Source organism: Pseudomonas sp. R5(2019), from assembly GCF_009905435.1.
GTDB lineage: Bacteria > Pseudomonadota > Gammaproteobacteria > Pseudomonadales > Pseudomonadaceae > Aquipseudomonas.
Genome location: NZ_JAAAMT010000031.1, coordinates 26,492 through 47,272 on the forward strand (window position 1 = coordinate 26,492; position 20,781 = coordinate 47,272).

A 20,781-nucleotide genomic window follows, 5' to 3' on the forward strand; every position below is an offset into this window, starting at 1 on the left:
GGCACCGTTCCATTGAATTGCCCCGCATCCCTCCATGGATTTGCTGTATCGACCACTGATCGCGTTATTCCGCGTTGATTGGACCGATTCGAAATAAATGCTAAGAACCTCTATACGAACAGGCTAAAATGCGCCCCCGGCTAACCGCTGACCCCATTCATGCGCCCCACAAGGTTCGCTAAGTGATCGAGTTTCAAAATGTCCATAAAACCTACCGTGTCGCCGGTAGGGATATCCCCGCGCTGCACCCCACGAACCTGACCGTTGCGAACGGCCAGGTGTTTGGCCTGATCGGCCATTCCGGTGCCGGCAAAAGTACCCTGCTGCGTCTGATCAACCGCCTGGAAGCGCCAAGCGGTGGCAAGATCATTGTTGACGGTGAAGAGGTCACCGCCTTCGACGCCAACCAGCTACGGCGCTTCCGCCAGCAGGTCGGGATGATTTTCCAGCACTTCAATCTGCTCGCCTCCAAGACGGTGGCCGACAACGTCGCCTTGCCACTGACCCTGGCCGGCGAGCTGTCCCGGGGCGAGATTGACCGTCGCGTCGGCGAGTTGTTGGCACGGGTGGGTCTGTCCGACCATGCCAGGAAGTACCCGGCGCAACTGTCCGGCGGCCAGAAACAACGCGTCGGCATCGCCCGCGCCCTGGCCACCCAGCCGAAGATTCTGCTGTGCGATGAGGCCACCAGCGCCCTCGACCCGCAGACCACTGCTTCGGTCCTGCAATTGCTGGCCGAGATCAACCGCGAACTGAAGCTGACCATCGTGCTGATTACCCACGAGATGGACGTGATCCGTCGTGTCTGTGATCAGGTAGCGGTCATGGATGCCGGCAGAATCGTCGAACAGGGCCCTGTGGCCGACGTTTTCCTGCACCCGCAGCACCCGACCACCAAGCGGTTTGTTCAGGAAGACGAGCAGATTGACGAAGGCGAACAGCGCGACGACTTCGCCCATGTACCCGGGCGCATCGTGCGGTTGACCTTCCAGGGTGACGCCACTTATGCGCCGCTGCTGGGCACCGTCGCTCGTGAAACAGGCGTGGACTACAGCATCCTGGCCGGTCGTATCGACCGCATCAAGGAAATCCCTTACGGTCAATTGACCCTGGCAGTTACCGGCGGCGACATGGACGCAGCCTTCACCCGCTTCGAGCAAGCGGACGTACATATGGAGGTCCTGCGCTAATGGACGCCTTGAGTTTTTTTGCCAACGTCGACTGGAGTGAAATCTGGCTGGCGACGGTCGATACCCTGCTGATGCTGGGTGGCTCGCTGTTGTTTACCGTATTGCTGGGCCTGCCGCTGGGCGTACTGTTGTTCCTCTGCGGCCCGCGCCAGCTGTTCGAGCAAAAGGGCGTCTATGCCTTGCTGTCGCTGGTGGTGAACATCCTGCGTTCGCTGCCGTTCATCATTCTGCTGATTGTGATGATTCCGTTCACCGTGCTGATCACCGGCACGTCACTGGGGGTCGCCGGGGCCATTCCACCGCTGGTGGTAGGCGCCACGCCATTCTTTGCGCGGCTGGTAGAGACCGCCCTGCGTGAAGTCGATCGCGGCATCATCGAAGCCACCCAGGCCATGGGCGCCACCACCCGCCAGATCATCATGAGCGCGCTGCTGCCGGAAGCCCGGCCGGGTATTTTCGCCGCCATTACCGTTACCGCAATCACCCTCGTGTCCTATACCGCGATGGCCGGTGTGGTCGGTGCCGGTGGCTTGGGCGACCTGGCCATCCGCTTCGGCTACCAGCGCTTCCAGACCGATGTGATGGTGGTGACGGTGGTGCTGCTGTTGATCCTGGTGCAAATTCTGCAAAGCGTCGGCGACAAGCTGGTCGTGCACTTTTCCCGTAAATAACCGCAGGGGTCGGCCATGCCGACACCGGGGGCCGCAAGGCCCTCACAAGGAGTGATGAATGAAAAAACTGTTCGCAGCATTCGCCGCCGTCGCGGCCTTTTCGGCCCACGCAGCCGATACCCTGACCGTGGCCGCCACTGCCGTGCCGCACGCCGAGATCCTTGAGTTCGTCAAACCGACGCTGGCCAAGGAAGGCGTAGACCTGAAGGTCAAGGTCTTCACCGACTACATCCAGCCAAACGTGCAGGTTGCCGAAAAGCGTCTGGACGCCAACTTCTTCCAGCACCAGCCGTACCTGGATGAGTTCAACAAGGGCAAGGGCACCAACCTGGTCAGCGTGGCCGGCGTGCACCTGGAGCCACTGGGCGCTTACTCGAGCAAGGTCAAGAAGCTGGAAGAACTGCCAAGCGGCGCCAATGTGGTCATCCCCAACGATGCCACCAATGGTGGTCGCGCCTTGCTGCTGCTGCAAAAGGCCGGTCTGATCACCCTCAAGGACGCGGGCAACATCCTGTCCACGCCGAAGGACATCGCCGAGAACCCGAAAAGCCTGAAGATCCGTGAGCTGGAAGCCGCCACCCTGCCACGCGTGCTGACCCAGGTCGACCTGGCGCTGATCAACACCAACTATGCGCTGGAAGCCAAGCTGGACCCGGCCAAGGATGCGTTGATCATCGAAGGCAAGGATTCGCCGTACGTGAACATCCTGGTTACCCGCCCGGACAACAAGGACTCGGCCGCCATGCAGAAGCTGGTTGGCGCGCTGCACAGCCCTGAAGTGAAAGCGTTCATCAACGAGAAGTACAAGGGTGCCGTGGTTCCGGCGTTCTGATGCGCTGACCGATGCCTGTACCGCGGTTAACCAGACGAACCGCGTCGCCTTCATCGCAGGCAAGCCTGGCTCCTACAACGGTAGGAGCACAGCTTGCTGGCGATGGCCGCACCGCGGTTAAGCAGACAAACCGCGTCGTACACATCAGTCGCGCTTCACCAACTCCGGTAATTGCGCAATCAGCTTCTGATTGTTGAATGGCGACCGAATAAACCCGCGTTGCGTACCGTCCGGCCCCAGCAGGGCCAGGTTGCCGCTGTGGTCGACGGTGTAGTCCGGCTTGCTGGTGTCGGCCGGAATGAATGGAATACTGACGCCATTGGCCAGCTTCTGGGTCGCCTCCAGTGAGCCAGTCAAGCCTCTGAAGTCCTTGTCGAAATAACCCAGGTACTGCTTGAGCTGCTGCGGTGTGTCGCGGTTCGGGTCGATGCTGACCAGAATCACCTGCAACCTGTCAGTCACCTCCCTGGGCAGCTCGCTCTTGACCTGGCGCAGTTGGGCCAGCGTAGTCGGGCAGATGTCCGGGCAGAAGGTGTAGCCAAAGAACAGCAGCGACCACTTGCCCTTCAACTCATTGACCGCCACCGGCTGGCCGCTCTCATCGGTCATCTCGACACTGGGCACGGTGCGGCTCTGGGGCAGCAGGATGATGCCGGCATCGATCAGGGCGGTGGTATCGACCTGGCCTTTGTTGGTGAGCACCTTGTTGATGGTCAGGCCCAGGATCAAGGCGACCAGGGCCACGAGGATAAAGACGGTTTTCTGGGTTCGAGTCATAGATTCAACAGTAGGTAATGGTCTACAAGCAGCGCGATGAACAACAGAAGCAAGTAATAAATAGAATACTTGAAGGTCTTGATCGCCGCGTGCGGCCGAGTGCCACGGTACAACACCCAGGCCCATTGCAGGAAGCGCAGGCCCAGCACCAGCGCACAGGCCAGGTAGAGCAGGCCGCTCATGTGGATCACGAACGGCAACAGGCTCACCGCCAACAGGGCGCCGGTGTACAGCAGGATATGCACCTTGGTGTAGTGCTCGCCATGAGTCACCGGCAACATCGGGATGTCGGCCTTGGCGTATTCCTCCTTGCGGTGAATGGCCAGCGCCCAGAAGTGCGGCGGGGTCCAGGCGAAGATGATCAGCATCAGCAACAAGGGTTCGGCACTCAAATGCCCGGTCACGGCTACCCAGCCCAACAGCGGTGGCGCTGCGCCGGCCAGCCCGCCGATCACGATATTCTGCGGCGTCGCGCGCTTGAGGAAACCGGTGTAGATCACCGCGTACCCCAACAACGACGCCAACGTCAGCCAGGCCGTCAACGGGTTGGTGAAGACCAGCAGCAAACCCTGGCCCAGCAGTGCCAGCAGCAACGCGAAGGTGAGGGCGGCCAAGGGCGTTACCCGACCCTCGGCCAAGGGCCGCTTGTGAGTGCGGGTCATGACGGCATCGATACGCCGGTCGACCACATGGTTGACCGCCGCTGCCGCGCCGGCACAACAGCCGATGCCCAGGTTACCGAACAGCAGGACTGTCCACGGCACGCCCGCGCGGGTGGCGAGGAACATACCGCCCAGCGAGGTGATCAGCATCAACACCACCACCTTCGGCTTGGTCAGCTCCAGATAGTCGCGCCAGCCAGCCTGGTTGCCGTGTGCTTGCGTCAATGACGCCATGGGGAAGCTCCTGTGTCATACCCGCCCTGGGCCGATGAAAGCCGGGGAGGGTCGCCAGCGAATGAGTACCCGGCGGGTGGCTGGCACTGCGACCACGCGGGTTCGGTAATTGACCAGCACCAACGTCAGCAACAACCCGGCGCCGCCCGCGTTGTGAGCGACCGCGACCGCCAGCGGCAGGTGAAACAGCACATTGCTGATCCCGAGGCTGATCTGCAGCACCAGCGCCACGACAACTATCCCTGCCAACTTCGGTAGCCCGGCGGTGCGCAGCTGCCAGGCCAGCGTCAATAGCACCAGCGAGACCAGCAGTGCGCCGATCCGATGGGTCAAGTGGATGGCGGTGCGGGCATCGCTGTCCAGCTGGCCGCCCAGGTAATTGGGGCCGATGTGCTGAGTCAAATGAAAGCCGTTGGCAAAGTCGGTCGCCGGCCACCATTGGCCGTGGCACGTCGGCAAATCCACGCAGGCGACGGCGGCATAGTTGGAGCTGACCCAGCTACCCAGCGCGATCTGCCCGATTACCAACAGCAAGCCCAGCGCCGCCCAGCGGCGCAGGCGCAGCGGCAGATCCGCCAGCGGCTGGAAGGCACCGGACAGGCGCAAACTGAGTAAAAACAGCAGGCTCAAGATCGCAAAACCGCCCAACAGATGCGCCGTCACCACCTGCGGCCAAAGCTTGAGCGTGACGGTCCACATGCCGAACGCCGCCTGGACAACCACCCCCCCCAGCAGCACCAGCGGCAACTTGAGTGGCTGCCCGTCGCGGCCATGTCGACGCCAGGCGTTCACCGCCAGCAAGCCGATGACCAGCGCCAGAGCGCCGGCAAAATAACGATGGAGCATTTCATTGCGGCCCTTGTGCGCCTCCACTGGCGTTTCAGGGAAGTGCCGCTCGGCATGGGCCAGCTGCGCTTCGGTCTTCGGCACGCTGATAAACCCGTAGCAACCCGGCCAGTCGGGGCAACCAAGTCCGGCGTGGGTCAGGCGGGTATAGGCACCCAGTAGCACCACCACCAGTGCCAGCACGGTGGCGAACAAGGCAAGGCGATATCCTGGTCTGGCCATGAGCATGTCCTACCCAATGTTGGAAAGCTTGAGCAGATGGCGCAGGTCATTGAGCAAGTCCTTGCCCTTGACCCTAGCGTCATAGCGCAGCACTAGATTGCCGTGAGGGTCGACGATCCACAGTTGCGCATCAGGCGTGCCCCGGGTCATCGGTGTGTAGCGCGAAAGGTCCAGCGGGTAGCGTTGCAGTTGCGGGTATTCGCGCTCGAGCCGGGCCTGGTAGTCCGCCGCCAGTGGCTGCGCGCTGGCCAACGCATGGCTGGCGCGCGGCGCATCGCGGCCCAGGCCGATCTGGATTTGCCGGGCGAGGTAGACCAGTTGTTGGCAGTCCACCCCACACTCGGCCGGCGCACTGACCAGAATCTGCCAACGCTGCTCGTCGGCCTGCACGCCCAGGTCAGCGCGGCTCTGGCCATTGCCGATCATCTCGCCGTGGTAGCTGCGGTTGTCCGGCACCCAGAACTGGAATTTGTACATGCCGGTCGCCAGGATCATCGGCCCCAGTGCCACCAGCAGAATCAGGATCAATTGCAGGCGTCCGCGCCCACGCCCTGGCGGCGCTTTGGTTTCAGACAGGCCCAATGGACTCATGACCGCTCCCATGCTGCTTCTCCTTGTTGTTATGCCATCCGAAATAAAGGTAGAGGCCACTCAAGGCCAACGCCAGGGCGAACCACTGCACGGCGTAGCCGACATGCTTCTGCGGGTCCATGGCGACCACCGGCCAGTCCACCCGATAAGCTGCAGGGCCCGGCTCCAGGCGCACTTCGCGGGCAAAGCCTTCGCGACCCAATTGCGACCACAACTGCCCGGCGCCCACTGCCGTCAACAACCGCGGCCAGCGGTTGTCGGTGGGGTCGGCGTGCAGTTGAAAGGTCGCCCCCGGTGCCACATACACCCAGGCGTTCAGGCTTTGCGTGCCACCCGGGGTCTTGAACACGGGTGGGCTGCGGCGGTCCGGCCAAGGCAACCAACCACGGTTGACCAGCAACCACAGCCCGCTGGCCCGATCCAGAAACGGTTGCAACAACTCGACACCGGCCTGCCCATCGCGAATACGGTTGTCGAGCAATACGCTGTGGTGCGGATCGAAGCTGCCGCGTAGATGAATCCGCCGAAACGCCGGGGCTTCCAAGCCATGCAACTGCGCCGCCGCAATGGGTGCCTCGGCACGTCGCTCGGCATGACTCGCCAGCAGGTCGCGCTTCTCTTCAGCGCGGCCCAGCTGCCAGAGGCCCAGGCCGATCATCAAGGGCAGCAGCAGACAGACCACGACCGTGGGCCCAATACCAGGCCGAAAGCGCTTCATGAGCGGGAACTGCCTGTCGCTATACTTAAGGTCATCGCGTACCTCCCGGGAGTGTCACCATGCTTAAAGTCGCGATCGCCCTGATGTTGCTGGCTACCATTGTCAGCCTGTTCAGCGGCCTGTTCTTTCTGGTCAAGGACGAAGGCCATTCGACCCGCCTGGTCAAGGCCCTCACGGTGCGAGTCAGCCTGGCCGCCATCACCCTGATCCTGGTGACCTGGGGTTTCTACAGCGGCCAGCTGGTGTCCCACGCTCCTTGGTAATAGCGCCTGGGTAAATCGGCTAGAACACATACACGAAGGTAAACAGCCCGACCCACACCACATCCACGAAATGCCAATACCAGGCGGCTGCTTCGAAGCCGAAATGCTTATCGGCGTCGAAGTGGCCACGCAAAATACGGATAAGCATCACCGTCAAAATCAAGGTGCCCATGGTGACGTGAGCACCGTGAAAACCGGTGAGCAAGAAGAAGGTCGCGCCGTAGATACCTGAGCCCAGCGTCAGCCCCAACTCGTTGTAGGCTTCGTGGTATTCGAAGGCCTGCAGGCCCAGGAAAGACAGGCCAAGGACAATGGTCAGCGCCAGCCAGAGCTTGAGCGGGCCGCGATGGTTTTTCCTCAGGGCGTGGTGGGCGATGGTCACCGTGACGCTGGAGCTGACCAGCAAAATGGTGTTGATCAACGGCAAGTGCCAAGGGTCGATGACCTCCCTGGGCGGCGGGAACAGTTTCGGGTCCGGGGTATTCAGCAGCGGCCAGGCGAACTCGAAGTTCGGCCAGAGCATGTGCGCCACGCCTTTGTCGCCTTCACCCCCCAACCACGGGCCAGCCCAGGTCCGCACGTAGAACAGCGCGCCGAAAAAGGCGATGAAGAACATCACCTCGGAAAAGATGAACCAGGCCATGCCCCAGCGAAACGAGCGATCCAGCTGCGGACTGTACAAGCCTGCGCGACTCTCCTTGATCACCGTACCAAACCAGCCGAACAGCATGTAGGCCAGGCACAGGGCGCCGACGAAAAAGATCAGCGGGCCGTGGGAATCTGGCCGCCCGGCCTTCATGTCGTTGAACCAGGTGCCCAAGCCGAACACGGTAATCAACATGCCGACCGTGGCAATGATCGGCCACTTGCTCTGCGCCGGGACGTAATAGTGCTCGTGAATTGCCATCTATTGTTCTCCTTATCGGGCGCGCGTCGCGTCCTGTCCATCCACATGGGCAATGGGCGGTTGGCGAGCGGTGATATCGAACAGCGTGTAAGCAAGCGTCAGGTGTTTCACATCCTTGGGCAGGTCGCGGTCAACGATGAAACGCACCGGCATCTCGATGCGCTCGCCGGGCTGAAGGACCTGCTGGCTGAAACAAAAACATTCGGTCTTGTGGAAATACGCCGCCGCTTCGGCAGGTGAAATGCTCGGTATGGCCTGGGCGGTCATCGGCTTGTCGGTCGGGTTGTGGGCCACGAAGCGCATCTCGTTGACCGCCCCCGGATGCACTTCAAGCTCATCGGCCTTGGCGTAAAAATCCCAGACCATGTCGATGGCATTGGTCGACATAAACTGCACCCGCACTTGCCGCGCCGGGTCGACCACCTGGGTGCCGGCATACTGCCCACCGGTCTTGCCATTGATGCCGAACGCCTTGCACATCGCGTCGTAGATCGGCACCAGCGCGAAGCCAAAGGCGAACATGACCACCACCAATACCAGCAGGCGGGTGACCAGTCGCTTGATTGGATAGCCTTCGCTCATGGACCTGACCTCCTGAAATGGGGCGGACTATTTCACTTCCGGCGGCGTCACAAAGGTGTGGTAAGGCGCCGGCGACGGCACGCTCCACTCCAGCCCTTCGGCCCCATCCCACGGCTTGGCCGGCGCAGGCGCACCGCCACGAATGGTCTTGATGACGATAAACAGGAAGAAAATCTGCGTTGCACCGAAAGTGAAGGCACCAATCGAGGCCACCATGTTGAAGTCGGCGAACTGCAGGTTGTAGTCCGGCACCCGGCGCGGCATCCCCGCCAGGCCCACAAAGTGCATCGGGAAGAACGCCATGTTCATGCCCACGAACGAAAGCCAGAAATGCAGCTTGCCCAGGGTTTCGTCGTACATGTGGCCGGTCCACTTCGGTAGCCAGTAGTAGGCTGAGGCGAAGATCCCGAAGATCGCCCCTGGCACCAACACATAGTGGAAGTGCGCCACCACAAAATAGGTGTCGTGGTACTGGAAGTCCGCCGGTGCGATGGCCAGCATCAAGCCGGAGAACCCGCCGATGGTGAACAGAATCACGAAGGCCACGGCAAAAAGCATCGGCGTTTCGAAGGTCATCGAGCCTTGCCACATCGTGCTCACCCAGTTGAACACCTTTACCCCGGTCGGCACTGCGATCAGCATGGTCGCGTACATGAAGAACAGCTCGCCGACCACTGGGATGCCGACCACGAACATGTGGTGCGCCCAGACGATAAATGACAGGAAGGCAATACTGGCCGTGGCGTAGACCATCGAGGTGTAGCCAAACAGTGGCTTGCGCGAGAACGCCGGAATGATCGAGCTGACCGCCCCGAAGGCCGGAAGGATCATGATGTACACCTCGGGGTGGCCGAAGAACCAGAACACGTGCTGGAACAAGACCGGGTCACCGCCACCGGCGGCGCTGAAGAAGCTGGTGCCGAAGTGGATGTCCATCAGCATCATCGTCACGCAACCGGCCAGCACCGGCATCACCGCGATCAGCAAGAAAGCGGTAATCAGCCAGGTCCAGACGAACAGCGGCATTTTCATCAGGGTCATGCCGGGCGCGCGCAGGTTGAGGATGGTTGCGATCACGTTGATGGCGCCCATGATCGAGCTGATCCCCATCAGGTGGATCGCGAAGATAAAGAAGGTCACGCTTTCCGGCGCAAAGGTGGTGGAGAGCGGGGCGTAGAAGGTCCAGCCGAAGTTCGGTCCGCCACTGGCGGTGAACAGGGTCGAGATCAGCAACAGAAAGGCGGCCGGCAGCAACCAGAAGCTGAAGTTGTTCATGCGCGGCAGGGCCATGTCCGGCGCGCCGACCATCAGCGGGATCATCCAGTTGGCCAGACCGACGAAGGCTGGCATCACCGCACCAAAGACCATCACCAGGCCATGCATGGTGGTCATCTGGTTGAAAAACTCCGGCTGCACGATCTGCAGGCCGGGCTGGAACAGCTCGGCGCGGATCACCATGGCGAAGGAGCCGCCGAGCAGGAATGCCGCGAAACTGAACCACAGGTACATTGTGCCGATGTCCTTGTGGTTGGTGGTCAACACCCAGCGCATCAGGCCCTTGGCGGGGCCGTGGGCATGGTCGTCATGGCCGGCATGCCCGTGGTCGTCAATGACTGCACTCATGTCCTTTTCTCCTGCAAACCCATGGGTGGAGCGGGCGAGGGGCCCGAACTCGTTGCGAGAATCTGCACCAGGCGGGCTCATTTGCTTTCTGCCTGTTTGAGGGTCAACACGTCTTTGGGCGTGACCATGTCGCCCTTGTTGTTGCCCCAGGCATTGCGCTCGTAAGTGATGACCGCCGCCAGATCGACTTCCGACAGCTGTTTGCCGAAGGCGGCCATGGACGTGCCGGGTTTGCCGTGGAAGACCAGGTTGAGGTGATCTTCTATGGGCCCGGTGGCGATCTTCGAGCCCTTGAGGGCCGGGAACATTGGCGGCAGGCCTTGGCCTTCGGCCTGGTGACAGGCGACGCAGGCGGTGTGGTAGACCTTGTCGCCACGCGACACCAGCTCCTCCAGCGTCCATTCCTTGCTGGTCAGCTCCTTGAGCTGGGCCGCTTCTGCCTTGCGTTCACCCAGCCAGGTGTCGAAGTCGGCCCTGGATTTGACCTCGACCACGATTGGCATGAAACCGTGATCCTTGCCGCACAGCTCGGTGCACTGGCCGCGATAGATGCCGGGCTTTTCGATGCGGGTCCAGGCTTCGTTGACAAAGCCCGGGATCGCATCGCGCTTGACCGCGAACGCCGGCAGCCACCAGGAGTGGATCACGTCGGCGGCGGTGATCAGAAAGCGCACTTTTGCGCCTACCGGCAATACCAGCGGCTGGTCCACTTCAAGCAGATAATGCTCATCCTTGGGGGCTTTGTTGTGAATCTGGTCGGCGGGGGTGGACATATTGCTGAAGAACTCGACGTCCTGGCCCAGGTATTTGTAATGCCACTTCCACTGGTAGCCGGTGACCTGAATATCCAGGTCCGACTCACTGGTATCGTAGATGTTGATCAGTGTCTTGGTTGCCGGAATAGCCATGGCCACCAGGATCAACAAGGGTACGATCGTCCAGAGGGTTTCTACTGTGGTGCTTTCGTGAAATTTCGCCGCTACCTGACCGGTAGAGCGACGGTGAACGATCATTGACCAGAACATGGCACCGAAGACCACGACGCCAATCACCACGCAGATCCAGAAGATCGTCATGTGCAGATCGAAGACCGCGTTACTGACTTCAGTCGCCCCCTTCGTCATATTCACGGCCCAGTCGGCGTGCGCCGGCGTGAATATCGACCACAACAGGAGGCCCATCCAGACATGTGGATGTCGCATCATTGCGGGTTCCCCTTATCGTTCTTTTTATCCCGGAGGCGTAGACCTGCGGCTAAGGGAGCGGCTGTCAAGACGGCGAACTTTAACGACCGAGCCCCTGCTGCATGTGCAGTCGGGCCTCATCAGCTAACTCTTTCCAACCCGAGTATAGACAGAGGTCCGGCCCCCGCAATGCGATCGCAAAAATCTGCTGGCACAGTCCAGGCCTTGCGCTTGAGCCCCCGGCTCATCTGGGCTGGAGGCCAATGATGGCCATCGTTTATAACTCATCCACATAAGTATTAATTAATTATGACAAATGCGTCTTAGCACACGTTAAAACCAAGCTACCTTATGCATTCCGTTGCCTTTGCCTTGTCCCCTGGAGTTTTCATGAACATCGCCGCATTGCGCGAGCAGATAAACCGTGCCCAACATCATGAAAAAGAGACCGGTGAACTCAAAAACCGGCTGGAACGACAACTGCTTCATCTTCATCCGGCGATTCAATTGCCCGAAGAAGAACCCCATGAAGCCCTGATCGGTTTTGTGACGGCCTATATCGAACAGGTTCCGGAGTTGCTGGAAGCTGCGCATGAAGTCTCTCAAGAGGCCGGAATCGAATCGCAGATCAAGCCGGTGCTGAAAATCGCCGAAGACTACTTCATCAGGCCGCCGTCGGTATTGAAAGGCCACGTCGGCCTGGATTGCCTGCTGGACGAGGCTTACCTGGCTCACCGACTGGTCGAAGAAGTGAATGACATCTACATCAAGCATTTCAGCCAGCCACTGATTCCGTTCGATACCACCGTGGCCAACGTCATCGCTCATCGCCTGATTGGCGAGGAATTCGCCAACCAGCTGGATGAAGTGGCTCATCACTCTGTGGATAACTTGCTGGATGAAGAGAGCTTCGCCCTGGAATCGGTTGAAGCCTACCGCGACAAGCTCAGCAGCCCCGACACGGGCGCCGCGTGGAAACGCTGGCCGTGCCTGTCGCGGCAGTTGGGGATTGGGTTGGAGCTGAACTGATCCGTACACGGCCCCAATAGCTTTGCCGGTAGGAGCCGGGCTTGTCGGATCGCCGCACCGCCGCGATGAACGATAACGCGCAATACCTGTAAAACCGCGGGGTCCTTATCGCGGGCAAGCCCGGCTCCTACAGGCCTCAATAGCGTCAGGCACCAAACCCCGACGAGGCGCGCATCTGCCCTTCCACCCGGCGCTTGAGCCCGCGGTGCTCGATAATCAAGCGTGAGCCCTTGGCCTGATTGGACCGGCCCCAGTCTTCGAGCAGTTCCAGACAAGAGTGGTCGATGTAACTCAGATTGCCCATCGGCACGTGCAACGTGGTGCCTGCAGGTACCTGGCCCAGCACCTGAGTCAGCGCTGGCACTTTGAGGAAGGTCGCCGCCCCCACCAGACGCAGTTCCAGATGATGTTCCCTTTCTCCCGGCACCAGGTTGATCTTCAGCCGCGCCGCCTTCAGCGCCAAGGTCAGCAAGGTCAAGGCGAAGCCCAGCAGCACACCCGTCAGCAGGTCAGTGAAGATGATCGCCAGCGCCGTCAGAGCATAGGTCAACATCGGCATCCGCCCGTAACGACCCAAACCACGAAGCGCCTTGAAATCCACCAGCTTTACGCCGGTGTATACCAGCACTCCGGCCAGGCTCGCGACCGGAATGCTTTGCAGCACACTGGACAACGCCACGACGAATGCCAGCAGCCAGAAGCCGTGGAAAATAGCCGACAACCGGGTTTTCGCCCCCGCCTGTACGTTGGCCGAACTGCGCACGATCACGCCGGTCATCGGCAACGCACCGAGCACGCCGCAGAGCATGTTGCCTACACCTTGAGCGGACAGTTCACGGTCGAAATCCGAACGCTGGCCGTTGTGCATGCGGTCCACCGCGGCCGCGGACAACAAGGTTTCGGCGCTGGCGATAAAGGCCACCGCAAAGGCTGCAATCAAGAGAGTCGGGTCGGCCAGGTTCAACAAGTCTGCCGGGCGCAGCCAGTCGATGGCCTCGCTGAGGTTATCCGGCACTTGCACGCGCTTGACTTGCAAGGCCAGCAGCAAGCTCGCCCCCGTCGCCAGCGCCACGCCCAACAAAGCCCCCGGCACAAAGCGCAGCGCTTGCGGGCGCCAGCGTTCCCAGCCCCACATCACCGCAATGGTTGCCAGCCCCAGGATGCCGGCCTGCCAGCCGTTGCCTTCGCTTTCCAGCGGCAGCGCCTCAGCGAGGGTGGACGGGAATCCAATCAGGTTGTCCAGCCCGGAAGGTTGGGGGCTGGTGTCAAACATGACATGCACCTGGGAGAGCACAATCAATACGCCGATTCCGGCAAGCATGCCGTAAACCACCGCTGGCGCCGTCACCCGAAACCAGCAACCCAGGCGAAATCGACCGGCCAGCAACTGCAGAAATCCCGCCAGCAGCAAAATCGGCCCGAGCATTGCCATGCCGTGCTGGCGTACCAACTCGAATACCAATACCGCAAGCCCGGCCGCCGGGCCGCTGACCTGCAAGGGTGAGCCGGCCATGAAGCCGACCACAATGCCGCCGATAATACCTGTGATCAGCCCCTTGGCTGGGGGCATGCCGGAGGCGATGGCGATGCCCATGCACAGAGGCAAGGCCACCAGAAACACCACCACCGACGCTAACAACTCTCGCGGCAGCACCGCCTTTAATTGCTCCATGTTCATACTAAATCTCCAATAAAAGTGCAGCACGCGTGCAAAAAGCGCGCAGCCGTCAGCCGCCAGAGGCCATCAGCAGCCGGCAGCGAGGGTGAAGGCAGGAATTAGTTAACAGCTGGCCGCAAGACTGCACGCGTGTGTACAGCCGCAACCTGGCTCAAGACGGATTAACCGTTAAAAGCGCCCTTTGGGCGTCGCATTGGGAACTGGATGATTTCCATCCAGCGGCAGGAATTTGTCCTGCTCGGCATCGTAAGCCCGGATTTCACTGGTTTCGATGCTGTAGATCCAGCCGTGAATGAACAGCTGCCCGCTAGCCATGCGCGAGGCCACCGAAGGGTGTGTGCGCAGGTGTTGAAGCTGGGCGATGACGTTTTCTTCCGTCAGCACCTGCATGCTTTCGTGTTCATTGGCGCAGTGGCAGTTTTCTTCCACCACCGTCCTGGCCACCTCGGCATGGCGCAGCCAGGCCTTGACGGTCGGCATCTTCTCCAGGCTTTGCGGATTGAGCACAGCGCGCATGGCACCGCAATCCGAGTGCCCGCAGACAATGATGTGATGAACGCCCAAGGCCATGATCGCGTACTCAATCGCCGTGGACACACCACCGTTCATTTGCCCGTAGGGCGGTACCACGTTGCCGACGTTACGGGTGACGAACAGATCGCCCGGCGAGCTGTGGGTAATCAGTTCCGGAACGATGCGCGAGTCAGCACAGGTGATGAACATCGCCCGTGGGCGCTGGGCGGTGGCAAGCTTTTTGAACAGTTCTTCCTGCTGCGGAAAGACTTCGTGATGGAAGTGCAAAAAGCCGTCAACGATGTGTTTCAGAGCGACGTCCGCGCTTTCGGCTTCAGGGGCCGTGGCGGTCGGAGAGGGTTCCTTATCCTGCATGGTTCATCCTCTTTGACGGTTTGAATTAAGTGTTATCCATCTTAACCGGGTTAATGGTTCCTACATCACATGACGCTAGGACGACATTCGAGAGAATAATGACCAGCCAGTCATGCGCAACCAACACTAGCGGCTGAAACTTAATTCAAACTGAATCGGAAGGCTCTAGGACAAGGGTTTTGAGCCATCAGGCAGGAGTCAAAATGATATCAAACAAGCATCATCCAACGCCACCTTTCGTCAGTTTTACAACAATGACATCTGCCCACCCGGGGGACAGAAAGCACTGCAGTCCAGATCGTAGCCCTCACGCCGATCAAGCCCAAGGCGTTTGATCGCCTTGGCGAAGCGCTGGGCCAGCAAGTCGGCAAAGACGCCTTCGCCGCGCATCCGCGCACCAAACCGGCTGTCGTAGAGTTCCCCACCGCGGCTTTGACGTATCAGGCTCAATACATGGTTGGCCCGTTGGGGGTAATGCGTCTGCAGCCACTCCTCGAACAACGGCGCGACTTCCAGCGGCAAGCGCAGCATCATGTAGGCAGCGCTCAAGGCACCGGCCTCGCTGGCTTCGCTCAGCAAACGCTCGAGCTCACTGTCGTTGATCATGGGAATCATCGGCGAGCACAGCACCCCGACCGGAATACCCGCCTCACGCATGACCCGAATCGCCCCCAAGCGAGCCTTGGGTGCTGCCGCACGTGGCTCCAGAATGCGCTTGAGCTCATCGTCCAGCGTGGTCAGGCTGATCATCACCGCTACCAGCCGTTGCTGTGCAAGTTCGGCGAGCAGGTCCAGGTCACGCAGGATCAACGCGCCCTTGGTGACGATAGTGACTGGGTGCCGATAGTTCAGCAGCACTTCCAGCAACCGCCGCGTGAGTTTTTGCTCGCGCTCGATCGGCTGGTAGGGATCGGTGTTGGAACCTAGATTAATGGGGGCACAGCGATAGCCCGGCTTGGATAACTGCTGCTCCAGCACTGCGGCGGCATTGGTCTTGGCGATCAACCGGGTTTCGAAATCGAGTCCGGGCGACATGTCCCAGTAAGCATGGCTGGGGCGCGCATAGCAGTAGATGCAGCCATGCTCGCAGCCACGATAGGGGTTGATCGAACGGTCGAAGGGCAGGTCAGGCGAGCTGTTGCGGGTAATGATGGTCCTGGCCGTTTCGCGGCGCACTTCCGTGCCTTGTGTCAGCGGCACTTCCTGGTACCAGCCATCGTCTTCAACCTGCAAGCGGTGCGGGGCAAAGCGGTTATGCGGGTTGCTGGCAGTGCCGCGACCGCGCAGCGGCGCAGGCTTAGACATGGCGGGCTCCGGATACTGTTTTTATGTACAGTATCCGGATAGGTCGACAATTGCCAGATCCGTCAGTCGCCGAGCGATAAACCGTTCTGACGCAGGTAAGCCCGGGCAGATACCGCTCGACCACGAAACGCTTCAAACGACGCCGACATGGCGCGCAAGCCGCCGGGCGCCAGCAGCTCACGACTGAAGTCACGCCCCGCCTCAGGATCGAACAGTCCCTCCTCCTCAAAGCGTGCGAAGGCGTCGGCGGCATACACCTCGGCCCACTTGTAACAGTAGTAACCCGCCTCATAGCCGGTCACCAGATAGTCAAACGAGCAGGCGATCCGCGCTGTCGATCCAGGCTGCAACGCCAGCGTTCGTGCACCGACCTGGTCGACAATCTGCTGAATACTGCGGCCATCACCCGCGCTGCAATGCAGTTCGAAATCCAGACTCGCCAGCATCAATTCCCGCCCCATGCGCAACCCTCCCTGGATGTGCTCGGCTTCTATCCAGCGCTGCAGGCTTTCCAGCGTCGTCGTTTGTCCTGTTTGATAATGGCTGGCGATTTCCTGCAAACAGGCAGCGGACGAGCACCAGTTTTCCAACAGCTGGCTGGGAAACTCGCCCGCGTCCCGACCCAGCCCACTGACGTTGGACAGTCGTCGATGGGATGCTGTTGTTAGCACCTGATGCAAACAATGCCCGAACTCATGGAACAGTTGGCGCATGTCCAGGTGGCTGAGTAATGCCGGAGTCTCCCGGCCCTGGGCAAAACTGGCGAACAGCGCGCAGACCGGGCGGGTCAACTGCCCCTTGGCATCAATATGGCGACTGCGCATCGACAAGGACCACGGCCACGGCGCCTTGCCAGGACGAGCGTAGGGATCAATGAAAATATGGCCCAACACTTCTTTGCCGCGGCTGACCTGCAGTAATCGCACCTTGTCGTCCCAGACATCGGTGCGGGCCAACTCGAGGGTCACACCAACCAGTCGCTGGGTCATTACTATCAGCCCGTGCAGAACCGATTCGAATGCAAAGTACTCACGCATGTATTGATCTGAACTGCCCTTCTGTTCGCGAAGCCGTTGCGCATAAAACTCATGGTCCCAAGGTTGCAGGTCATGGCAATTGTCTTCGGCGGCAATCTTGCGCAGTTGTTCGGCCTCTCGGAGCAGGAGCGGTCGGCTGCTGGTAGTCAGATCATTCAAAAAAGCTGCGACCTCTGAGGTCGTTTGCGCAGCCTTGGTTTGCAGGCTCAATTGAGCAAAGTTCGTGTAGCCCAGCATTTGCGCTTTTTCATGGCGCAAACGCAGCAACGCTTGCAGTACCGGCCCATTGTCATGAACCCATGCATTCGGCCCCTGATCCGACGCGCGAGTGTTGGAGGCCAGGTATATCTCTTCGCGCAAGGGACGGTGCCTGGCATGGGCCAACACCGCCTTGCAGGTCGACTCATCGAGGGTCAACAACCAACCTTCCAGACCTTGTTCAATGGCCCTGCCGGCCATTGCCGCGCGGCATTGCGCCGGGATACCCGCCAACAGGTTCTCGTCGGTAAGCAGCTTGCTCCAGGCTTGGGTAGCGTCCGCCAGGTTGCCCTGAAACTCGGCTTCCAGCCTGCTGATGACCGATTGCGATTCAGTAAACCGGGCTTGCTCGACAGGGGCCAGATCGCCACCCGCCAAATGGAAATCCAGAAGTATGCGTTGCAGCGTTGCCCGGTGTTCCTCGCTGGCAGCAACGCTGGCTGCCAATCGCCGGTACAACGCATACAGCGCCGCGTTCTGGAGCTTTTCCTGATTGAAGGCCGTCATCGCCCCATGGCAATCATCAACCGCGTCCGCCCATTCACCCCCGCGAAAACTCAACGGAATGATCGCCGTAACGGTGTCACCCAGGCGCTTGTCGAGGTCGGCAACCGCCAGAACCAGGCCATCCCAGGTGGGCGTGTCGTGCTGACTGTCGATGATTTGCACCAGCGCGTGTCGATTCTCTTCGATGATCAGTTCAATCGCCGGGCGCAGGTGCTCGACGCGCACGGCGTTGTACGGCAAAAGGTCAAAGGCTTGCAGCAAGGGGTTGGCAGGGCTCATCACTCGCTCCTTGAGTGGTTGAAAACCCGGCAGCCTAGAGAATGTGAAACCGGCAGGGCACTAGATAAGTACCCCAAGGAGGGCAAGTGGGCAGGGCCGGCGGCTGTCGGCCCTGCCCACAGGTATTACTGATCGCTCGGCTTTTTCAGCTTCGGATTGGGGAAAAACTGCACGGTCTGCACTTTCGGGCCTTCCGTTTTCTTCACCGGCGTGTTGACCCGCGTACCCAATTCCTTGGGTACCGACAGGCCCTGCTCATTGAGGGTGTCGCTGTAGCCACAGGCCACGCACTCGCGGTGCGGGACGCTGTCTTCGCTCCACATCATCAACTTGTCCGGCTCGCTGCACGCCGGGCAAACCGCCCCGGCGATAAAGCGCTTTTTCGTCTTGATTACGGGCGCATCACTCATGCTGCCGCTTCCTCGCTCAAACCACTGTGACGCAAGAGTGCGTCAATCGACGGTTCACGTCCGCGGAAGTCGACGAACAGCAGCATGGGCTCCTGCGAACCACCGCGGGCCAGAATGGCCTCACGGAAAGCGCGGCCAGTGTCGGCATTGAGCACGCCTTCTTCTTCAAACCGCGAGAAGGCATCGGCCGACAGCACTTCAGCCCACTTGTAGCTGTAGTAACCGGCGGCATAACCGCCTGCGAAAATGTGCGCGAAACTGTTGGGGAAGCGGTTGTACGCCGGTGGACGCATGACCGAGACCTCGTCACGCACGCCTTCGAGCACTTCCAGCACGCTACGGCCATCACCGTGGCTGGCATGCAGCTCAAAGTCGAACAGCGAGAACTCCAGCTGGCGCACCATCATCAGGCCGGACTGGAAGTTTTTCGCCGCGAGCATTTTTTCCAGCAGGTCCTGCGGCAGCGCTGCGCCGGTTTCATAGTGACCGGAAATCAGCGCCAGGCCTTCCGGCTCCCAGCACCAGTTTTCCATGAACTGGCTGGGCAGCTCGACCGCATCCCAGGCCACGCCGTTAATGCCGGAAACGCCAGCATGCTCGATACGGGTCAGCAAGTGGTGCAGGCCATGGCCGAACTCGTGGAAGAGGGTGGTGACTTCATCGTGGGTCAGCAGCGCCGGCTTGCCGGCGACCGCCGGAGTGAAGTTGCAGACCAGGTTGGCCACCGGATTTTGCAGGGCACCGGCTTCGGTGCGACGGCGGTCACGCGCGCCGTCCATCCAGGCACCGCCACGCTTGTTGGCGCGGGCATACAGGTCGAAGAAGAAGCGCCCGACGTGATGGCCATTTTCGGTGATTTCAAACAGGCGAACATCCGGGTGCCAGCTGTCGAAACCGGTGTGCTCGGCGATTTCGATGCCGTACAGGCGTTGCACGATGGCGAACAGGCCGGTGAGTACCTTGTCGATCGGGAAGTAGGCGCGCAGGGTTTCCTGGGAGACGCTGTAGCGCTGCTCGCGCAGTTTTTCCCCGTAGAAACCGCTGTCCCAGCTTTGCAGGTCCGGGCAGCCTTGCTCAGCGGCATAGGCCTTGAGCTGGTCCAGGTCCTGGGCGGCGAATGGCTTGCTGCGCTTGGCCAGGTCGCGCAGGAAGCTCAATACCTGATCGCTGGACTCGGCCATTTTTGTGGCCAGGCTCAGCTCGGCGAAATTGGCATAGCCCAGCAACCCGGCCAGTTCCTGGCGCAAGTCGAGGATTTCGTGCATGACCGGGCCGTTGTCGAATTTGCCGGCATTGGGGCCCTGGTCCGAAGAACGGGTGCAGTAGGCGGCGTAGACTTCTTCGCGCAGGGTACGGTCCTGGGCGTAGGTCATCACCGCATAGTAGCTCGGGAATTCCAGGCTGATCAGCCAGCCGTCCAGGCCTTTGGCCTGTGCGGCAGCCGCCATTTGTGCCTTGGCCGAGTCGGTGAGGCCGGCCAGCGCCGCTTCATCGGTGATGTGCTTGGTCCAGGCCTGAGTGGCGTCGAGCAGCTGATTGGAGAAGCGGCTGCCCAGCTCGGACAGTTTGCTTTGCACTTCGGCGTAGCGCTTCTGCTGCTCCGGCGGCAGGTCGATGCCTGACAGGCGGAAGTCGCGCAGGGCATGTTCAAGGATGGTCTTTTGCGCCACATCGAAGCCGGCGGCTTCAGGGCTGTTGATCAGCGCCTCGTAGGCCTGGAACAGCTCGCGGTTCTGGCCAAGCTCGGTGGCGTAGGCGCTGAGCGCTGGCAGGCAGGCTTCATAGGCATCGCGCAGCTCCGCGCTGTTGCACACCGCATTCAGGTGGCTGACCGGGCTCCAGGCAGCGCCCAGGCGGTCATTCAGTTCGTCCATCGCCAGCACCAGCCCGGCCCAGGTCGGCTGTTGGCCATGACGTTCGAGAATGTCGGCAATCGCAATACGGTTGTCGGCCAGGATCTGTTCAATCGCCGGCTGCACATGCTCGGCACGAATCGCCGAGAAAGGAGGCAGGTCATAAGACTGCAGTAGCGGGTTGGTCGCACTCACGGTTAAACACCTTGGCTGAAGAAACACGAGCCCATCTTAA

The 20,781-nt window shown here is 60.6% G+C and carries 20 protein-coding genes; 5 read left to right on the forward strand and 15 right to left on the reverse strand.

What is annotated here, in order from left to right:
• Positions 1–182 precede the first annotated feature (182 nt).
• Genes GUY40_RS18870 through GUY40_RS18880 form a run of 3 tightly spaced genes read left to right on the forward strand, consistent with a single transcriptional unit; the run spans position 183 to position 2,693 of the window.
• Positions 183–1,190: a methionine ABC transporter ATP-binding protein gene (locus GUY40_RS18870; RefSeq protein ID WP_166570420.1), complete on the forward strand. Its 1,008-nt coding sequence runs from the start codon at positions 183–185 to the stop codon at positions 1,188–1,190.
• Complete coding sequence (locus GUY40_RS18875) at positions 1,190–1,861, forward strand: methionine ABC transporter permease (protein WP_166570421.1); 672 nt, start codon at positions 1,190–1,192, stop codon at positions 1,859–1,861. Before GUY40_RS18870 ends, GUY40_RS18875 begins: the two co-directional genes overlap by 1 nt.
• Before the next feature lie 58 nt (positions 1,862–1,919).
• Positions 1,920–2,693 carry a MetQ/NlpA family ABC transporter substrate-binding protein gene (locus GUY40_RS18880; protein WP_166570422.1) on the forward strand — a complete coding sequence of 258 codons (774 nt, stop codon included), beginning with the start codon at positions 1,920–1,922 and terminating at the stop codon, positions 2,691–2,693.
• A gap of 144 nt (positions 2,694–2,837) precedes the next feature.
• On the opposite strand, the gene GUY40_RS18885 is transcribed toward GUY40_RS18880, so the two are convergent.
• Genes GUY40_RS18885 through GUY40_RS18905 form a run of 5 tightly spaced genes read right to left on the reverse strand, consistent with a single transcriptional unit; the run spans position 2,838 to position 6,743 of the window.
• Positions 2,838–3,470, reverse strand: coding sequence for an SCO family protein (locus tag GUY40_RS18885; protein WP_166570423.1), 633 nt, complete (start codon positions 3,468–3,470; stop codon positions 2,838–2,840).
• A complete protein-coding gene (cyoE, locus tag GUY40_RS18890) occupies positions 3,467–4,366 on the reverse strand; it encodes a heme o synthase (RefSeq protein ID WP_166570424.1) in 900 nt (299 codons plus the stop codon). The genes GUY40_RS18885 and cyoE overlap by 4 nt, the downstream gene beginning before the upstream one ends.
• Before the next feature lie 15 nt (positions 4,367–4,381).
• The gene (locus GUY40_RS18895; protein ID WP_166570425.1) at positions 4,382–5,434 is read right to left on the reverse strand and encodes a COX15/CtaA family protein; all 1,053 of its coding nucleotides are present in this window, start codon (positions 5,432–5,434) and stop codon (positions 4,382–4,384) included.
• A gap of 9 nt (positions 5,435–5,443) precedes the next feature.
• On the reverse strand, positions 5,444–6,037 hold the full coding sequence (locus GUY40_RS18900; protein WP_166570426.1) for a hypothetical protein: 594 nt from the start codon (positions 6,035–6,037) through the stop codon (positions 5,444–5,446).
• The gene (locus GUY40_RS18905; protein ID WP_166570427.1) at positions 6,003–6,743 is read right to left on the reverse strand and encodes an SURF1 family protein; all 741 of its coding nucleotides are present in this window, start codon (positions 6,741–6,743) and stop codon (positions 6,003–6,005) included. Before GUY40_RS18905 ends, GUY40_RS18900 begins: the two co-directional genes overlap by 35 nt.
• A gap of 59 nt (positions 6,744–6,802) precedes the next feature.
• On the opposite strand from GUY40_RS18905, the gene GUY40_RS18910 reads away from it, so the two are divergent.
• Positions 6,803–7,006, forward strand: a complete 204-nt coding sequence (locus tag GUY40_RS18910) for a twin transmembrane helix small protein (protein ID WP_166570428.1) — start codon at positions 6,803–6,805, stop codon at positions 7,004–7,006.
• A gap of 19 nt (positions 7,007–7,025) precedes the next feature.
• Here the strand turns inward: GUY40_RS18910 and GUY40_RS18915 are convergent, their stop codons facing one another.
• The 4 genes from GUY40_RS18915 to coxB all read right to left on the reverse strand — a co-directional run bounded on the left by GUY40_RS18915 (position 7,026) and on the right by coxB (position 11,323).
• Complete coding sequence (locus GUY40_RS18915; protein ID WP_166570429.1) at positions 7,026–7,913, reverse strand: cytochrome c oxidase subunit 3; 888 nt, start codon at positions 7,911–7,913, stop codon at positions 7,026–7,028.
• 12 nt (positions 7,914–7,925) lie between these two features.
• Positions 7,926–8,495 carry a cytochrome c oxidase assembly protein gene (locus GUY40_RS18920; protein WP_166570430.1) on the reverse strand — a complete coding sequence of 190 codons (570 nt, stop codon included), beginning with the start codon at positions 8,493–8,495 and terminating at the stop codon, positions 7,926–7,928.
• Between the two features lie 27 nt (positions 8,496–8,522).
• Positions 8,523–10,118: a cytochrome c oxidase subunit I gene (gene ctaD / locus GUY40_RS18925; protein WP_166570431.1), complete on the reverse strand. Its 1,596-nt coding sequence runs from the start codon at positions 10,116–10,118 to the stop codon at positions 8,523–8,525.
• Between the two features lie 77 nt (positions 10,119–10,195).
• The gene (gene coxB / locus GUY40_RS18930) at positions 10,196–11,323 is read right to left on the reverse strand and encodes a cytochrome c oxidase subunit II (protein WP_166570432.1); all 1,128 of its coding nucleotides are present in this window, start codon (positions 11,321–11,323) and stop codon (positions 10,196–10,198) included.
• Between the two features lie 369 nt (positions 11,324–11,692).
• On the opposite strand from coxB, the gene GUY40_RS18935 reads away from it, so the two are divergent.
• A complete protein-coding gene (locus GUY40_RS18935; protein ID WP_166570433.1) occupies positions 11,693–12,331 on the forward strand; it encodes a hypothetical protein in 639 nt (212 codons plus the stop codon).
• 145 nt (positions 12,332–12,476) lie between these two features.
• Here GUY40_RS18935 and GUY40_RS18940 read toward each other — a convergent pair whose 3' ends face one another.
• From GUY40_RS18940 to prlC, 6 genes are all read right to left on the reverse strand, one after another.
• Positions 12,477–14,009, reverse strand: coding sequence for a SulP family inorganic anion transporter (locus GUY40_RS18940; protein WP_166570434.1), 1,533 nt, complete (start codon positions 14,007–14,009; stop codon positions 12,477–12,479).
• Positions 14,010–14,177: 168 nt separating this feature from the next.
• Positions 14,178–14,897, reverse strand: a complete 720-nt coding sequence (locus GUY40_RS18945; RefSeq protein ID WP_166570435.1) for a carbonic anhydrase — start codon at positions 14,895–14,897, stop codon at positions 14,178–14,180.
• A gap of 246 nt (positions 14,898–15,143) precedes the next feature.
• Positions 15,144–16,202: a PA0069 family radical SAM protein gene (locus GUY40_RS18950; protein ID WP_166570436.1), complete on the reverse strand. Its 1,059-nt coding sequence runs from the start codon at positions 16,200–16,202 to the stop codon at positions 15,144–15,146.
• 62 nt (positions 16,203–16,264) lie between these two features.
• Entirely contained in the window at positions 16,265–18,283 is a 2,019-nt protein-coding gene (locus tag GUY40_RS18955) for a M3 family metallopeptidase (RefSeq protein ID WP_166570437.1), read from the reverse strand.
• Between the two features lie 125 nt (positions 18,284–18,408).
• Entirely contained in the window at positions 18,409–18,693 is a 285-nt protein-coding gene (locus GUY40_RS18960; RefSeq protein ID WP_166570438.1) for a YheV family putative zinc ribbon protein, read from the reverse strand.
• Positions 18,690–20,741: an oligopeptidase A gene (prlC, locus tag GUY40_RS18965; RefSeq protein WP_166570439.1), complete on the reverse strand. Its 2,052-nt coding sequence runs from the start codon at positions 20,739–20,741 to the stop codon at positions 18,690–18,692. Before prlC ends, GUY40_RS18960 begins: the two co-directional genes overlap by 4 nt.
• Positions 20,742–20,781: the final 40 nt, after the last annotated feature.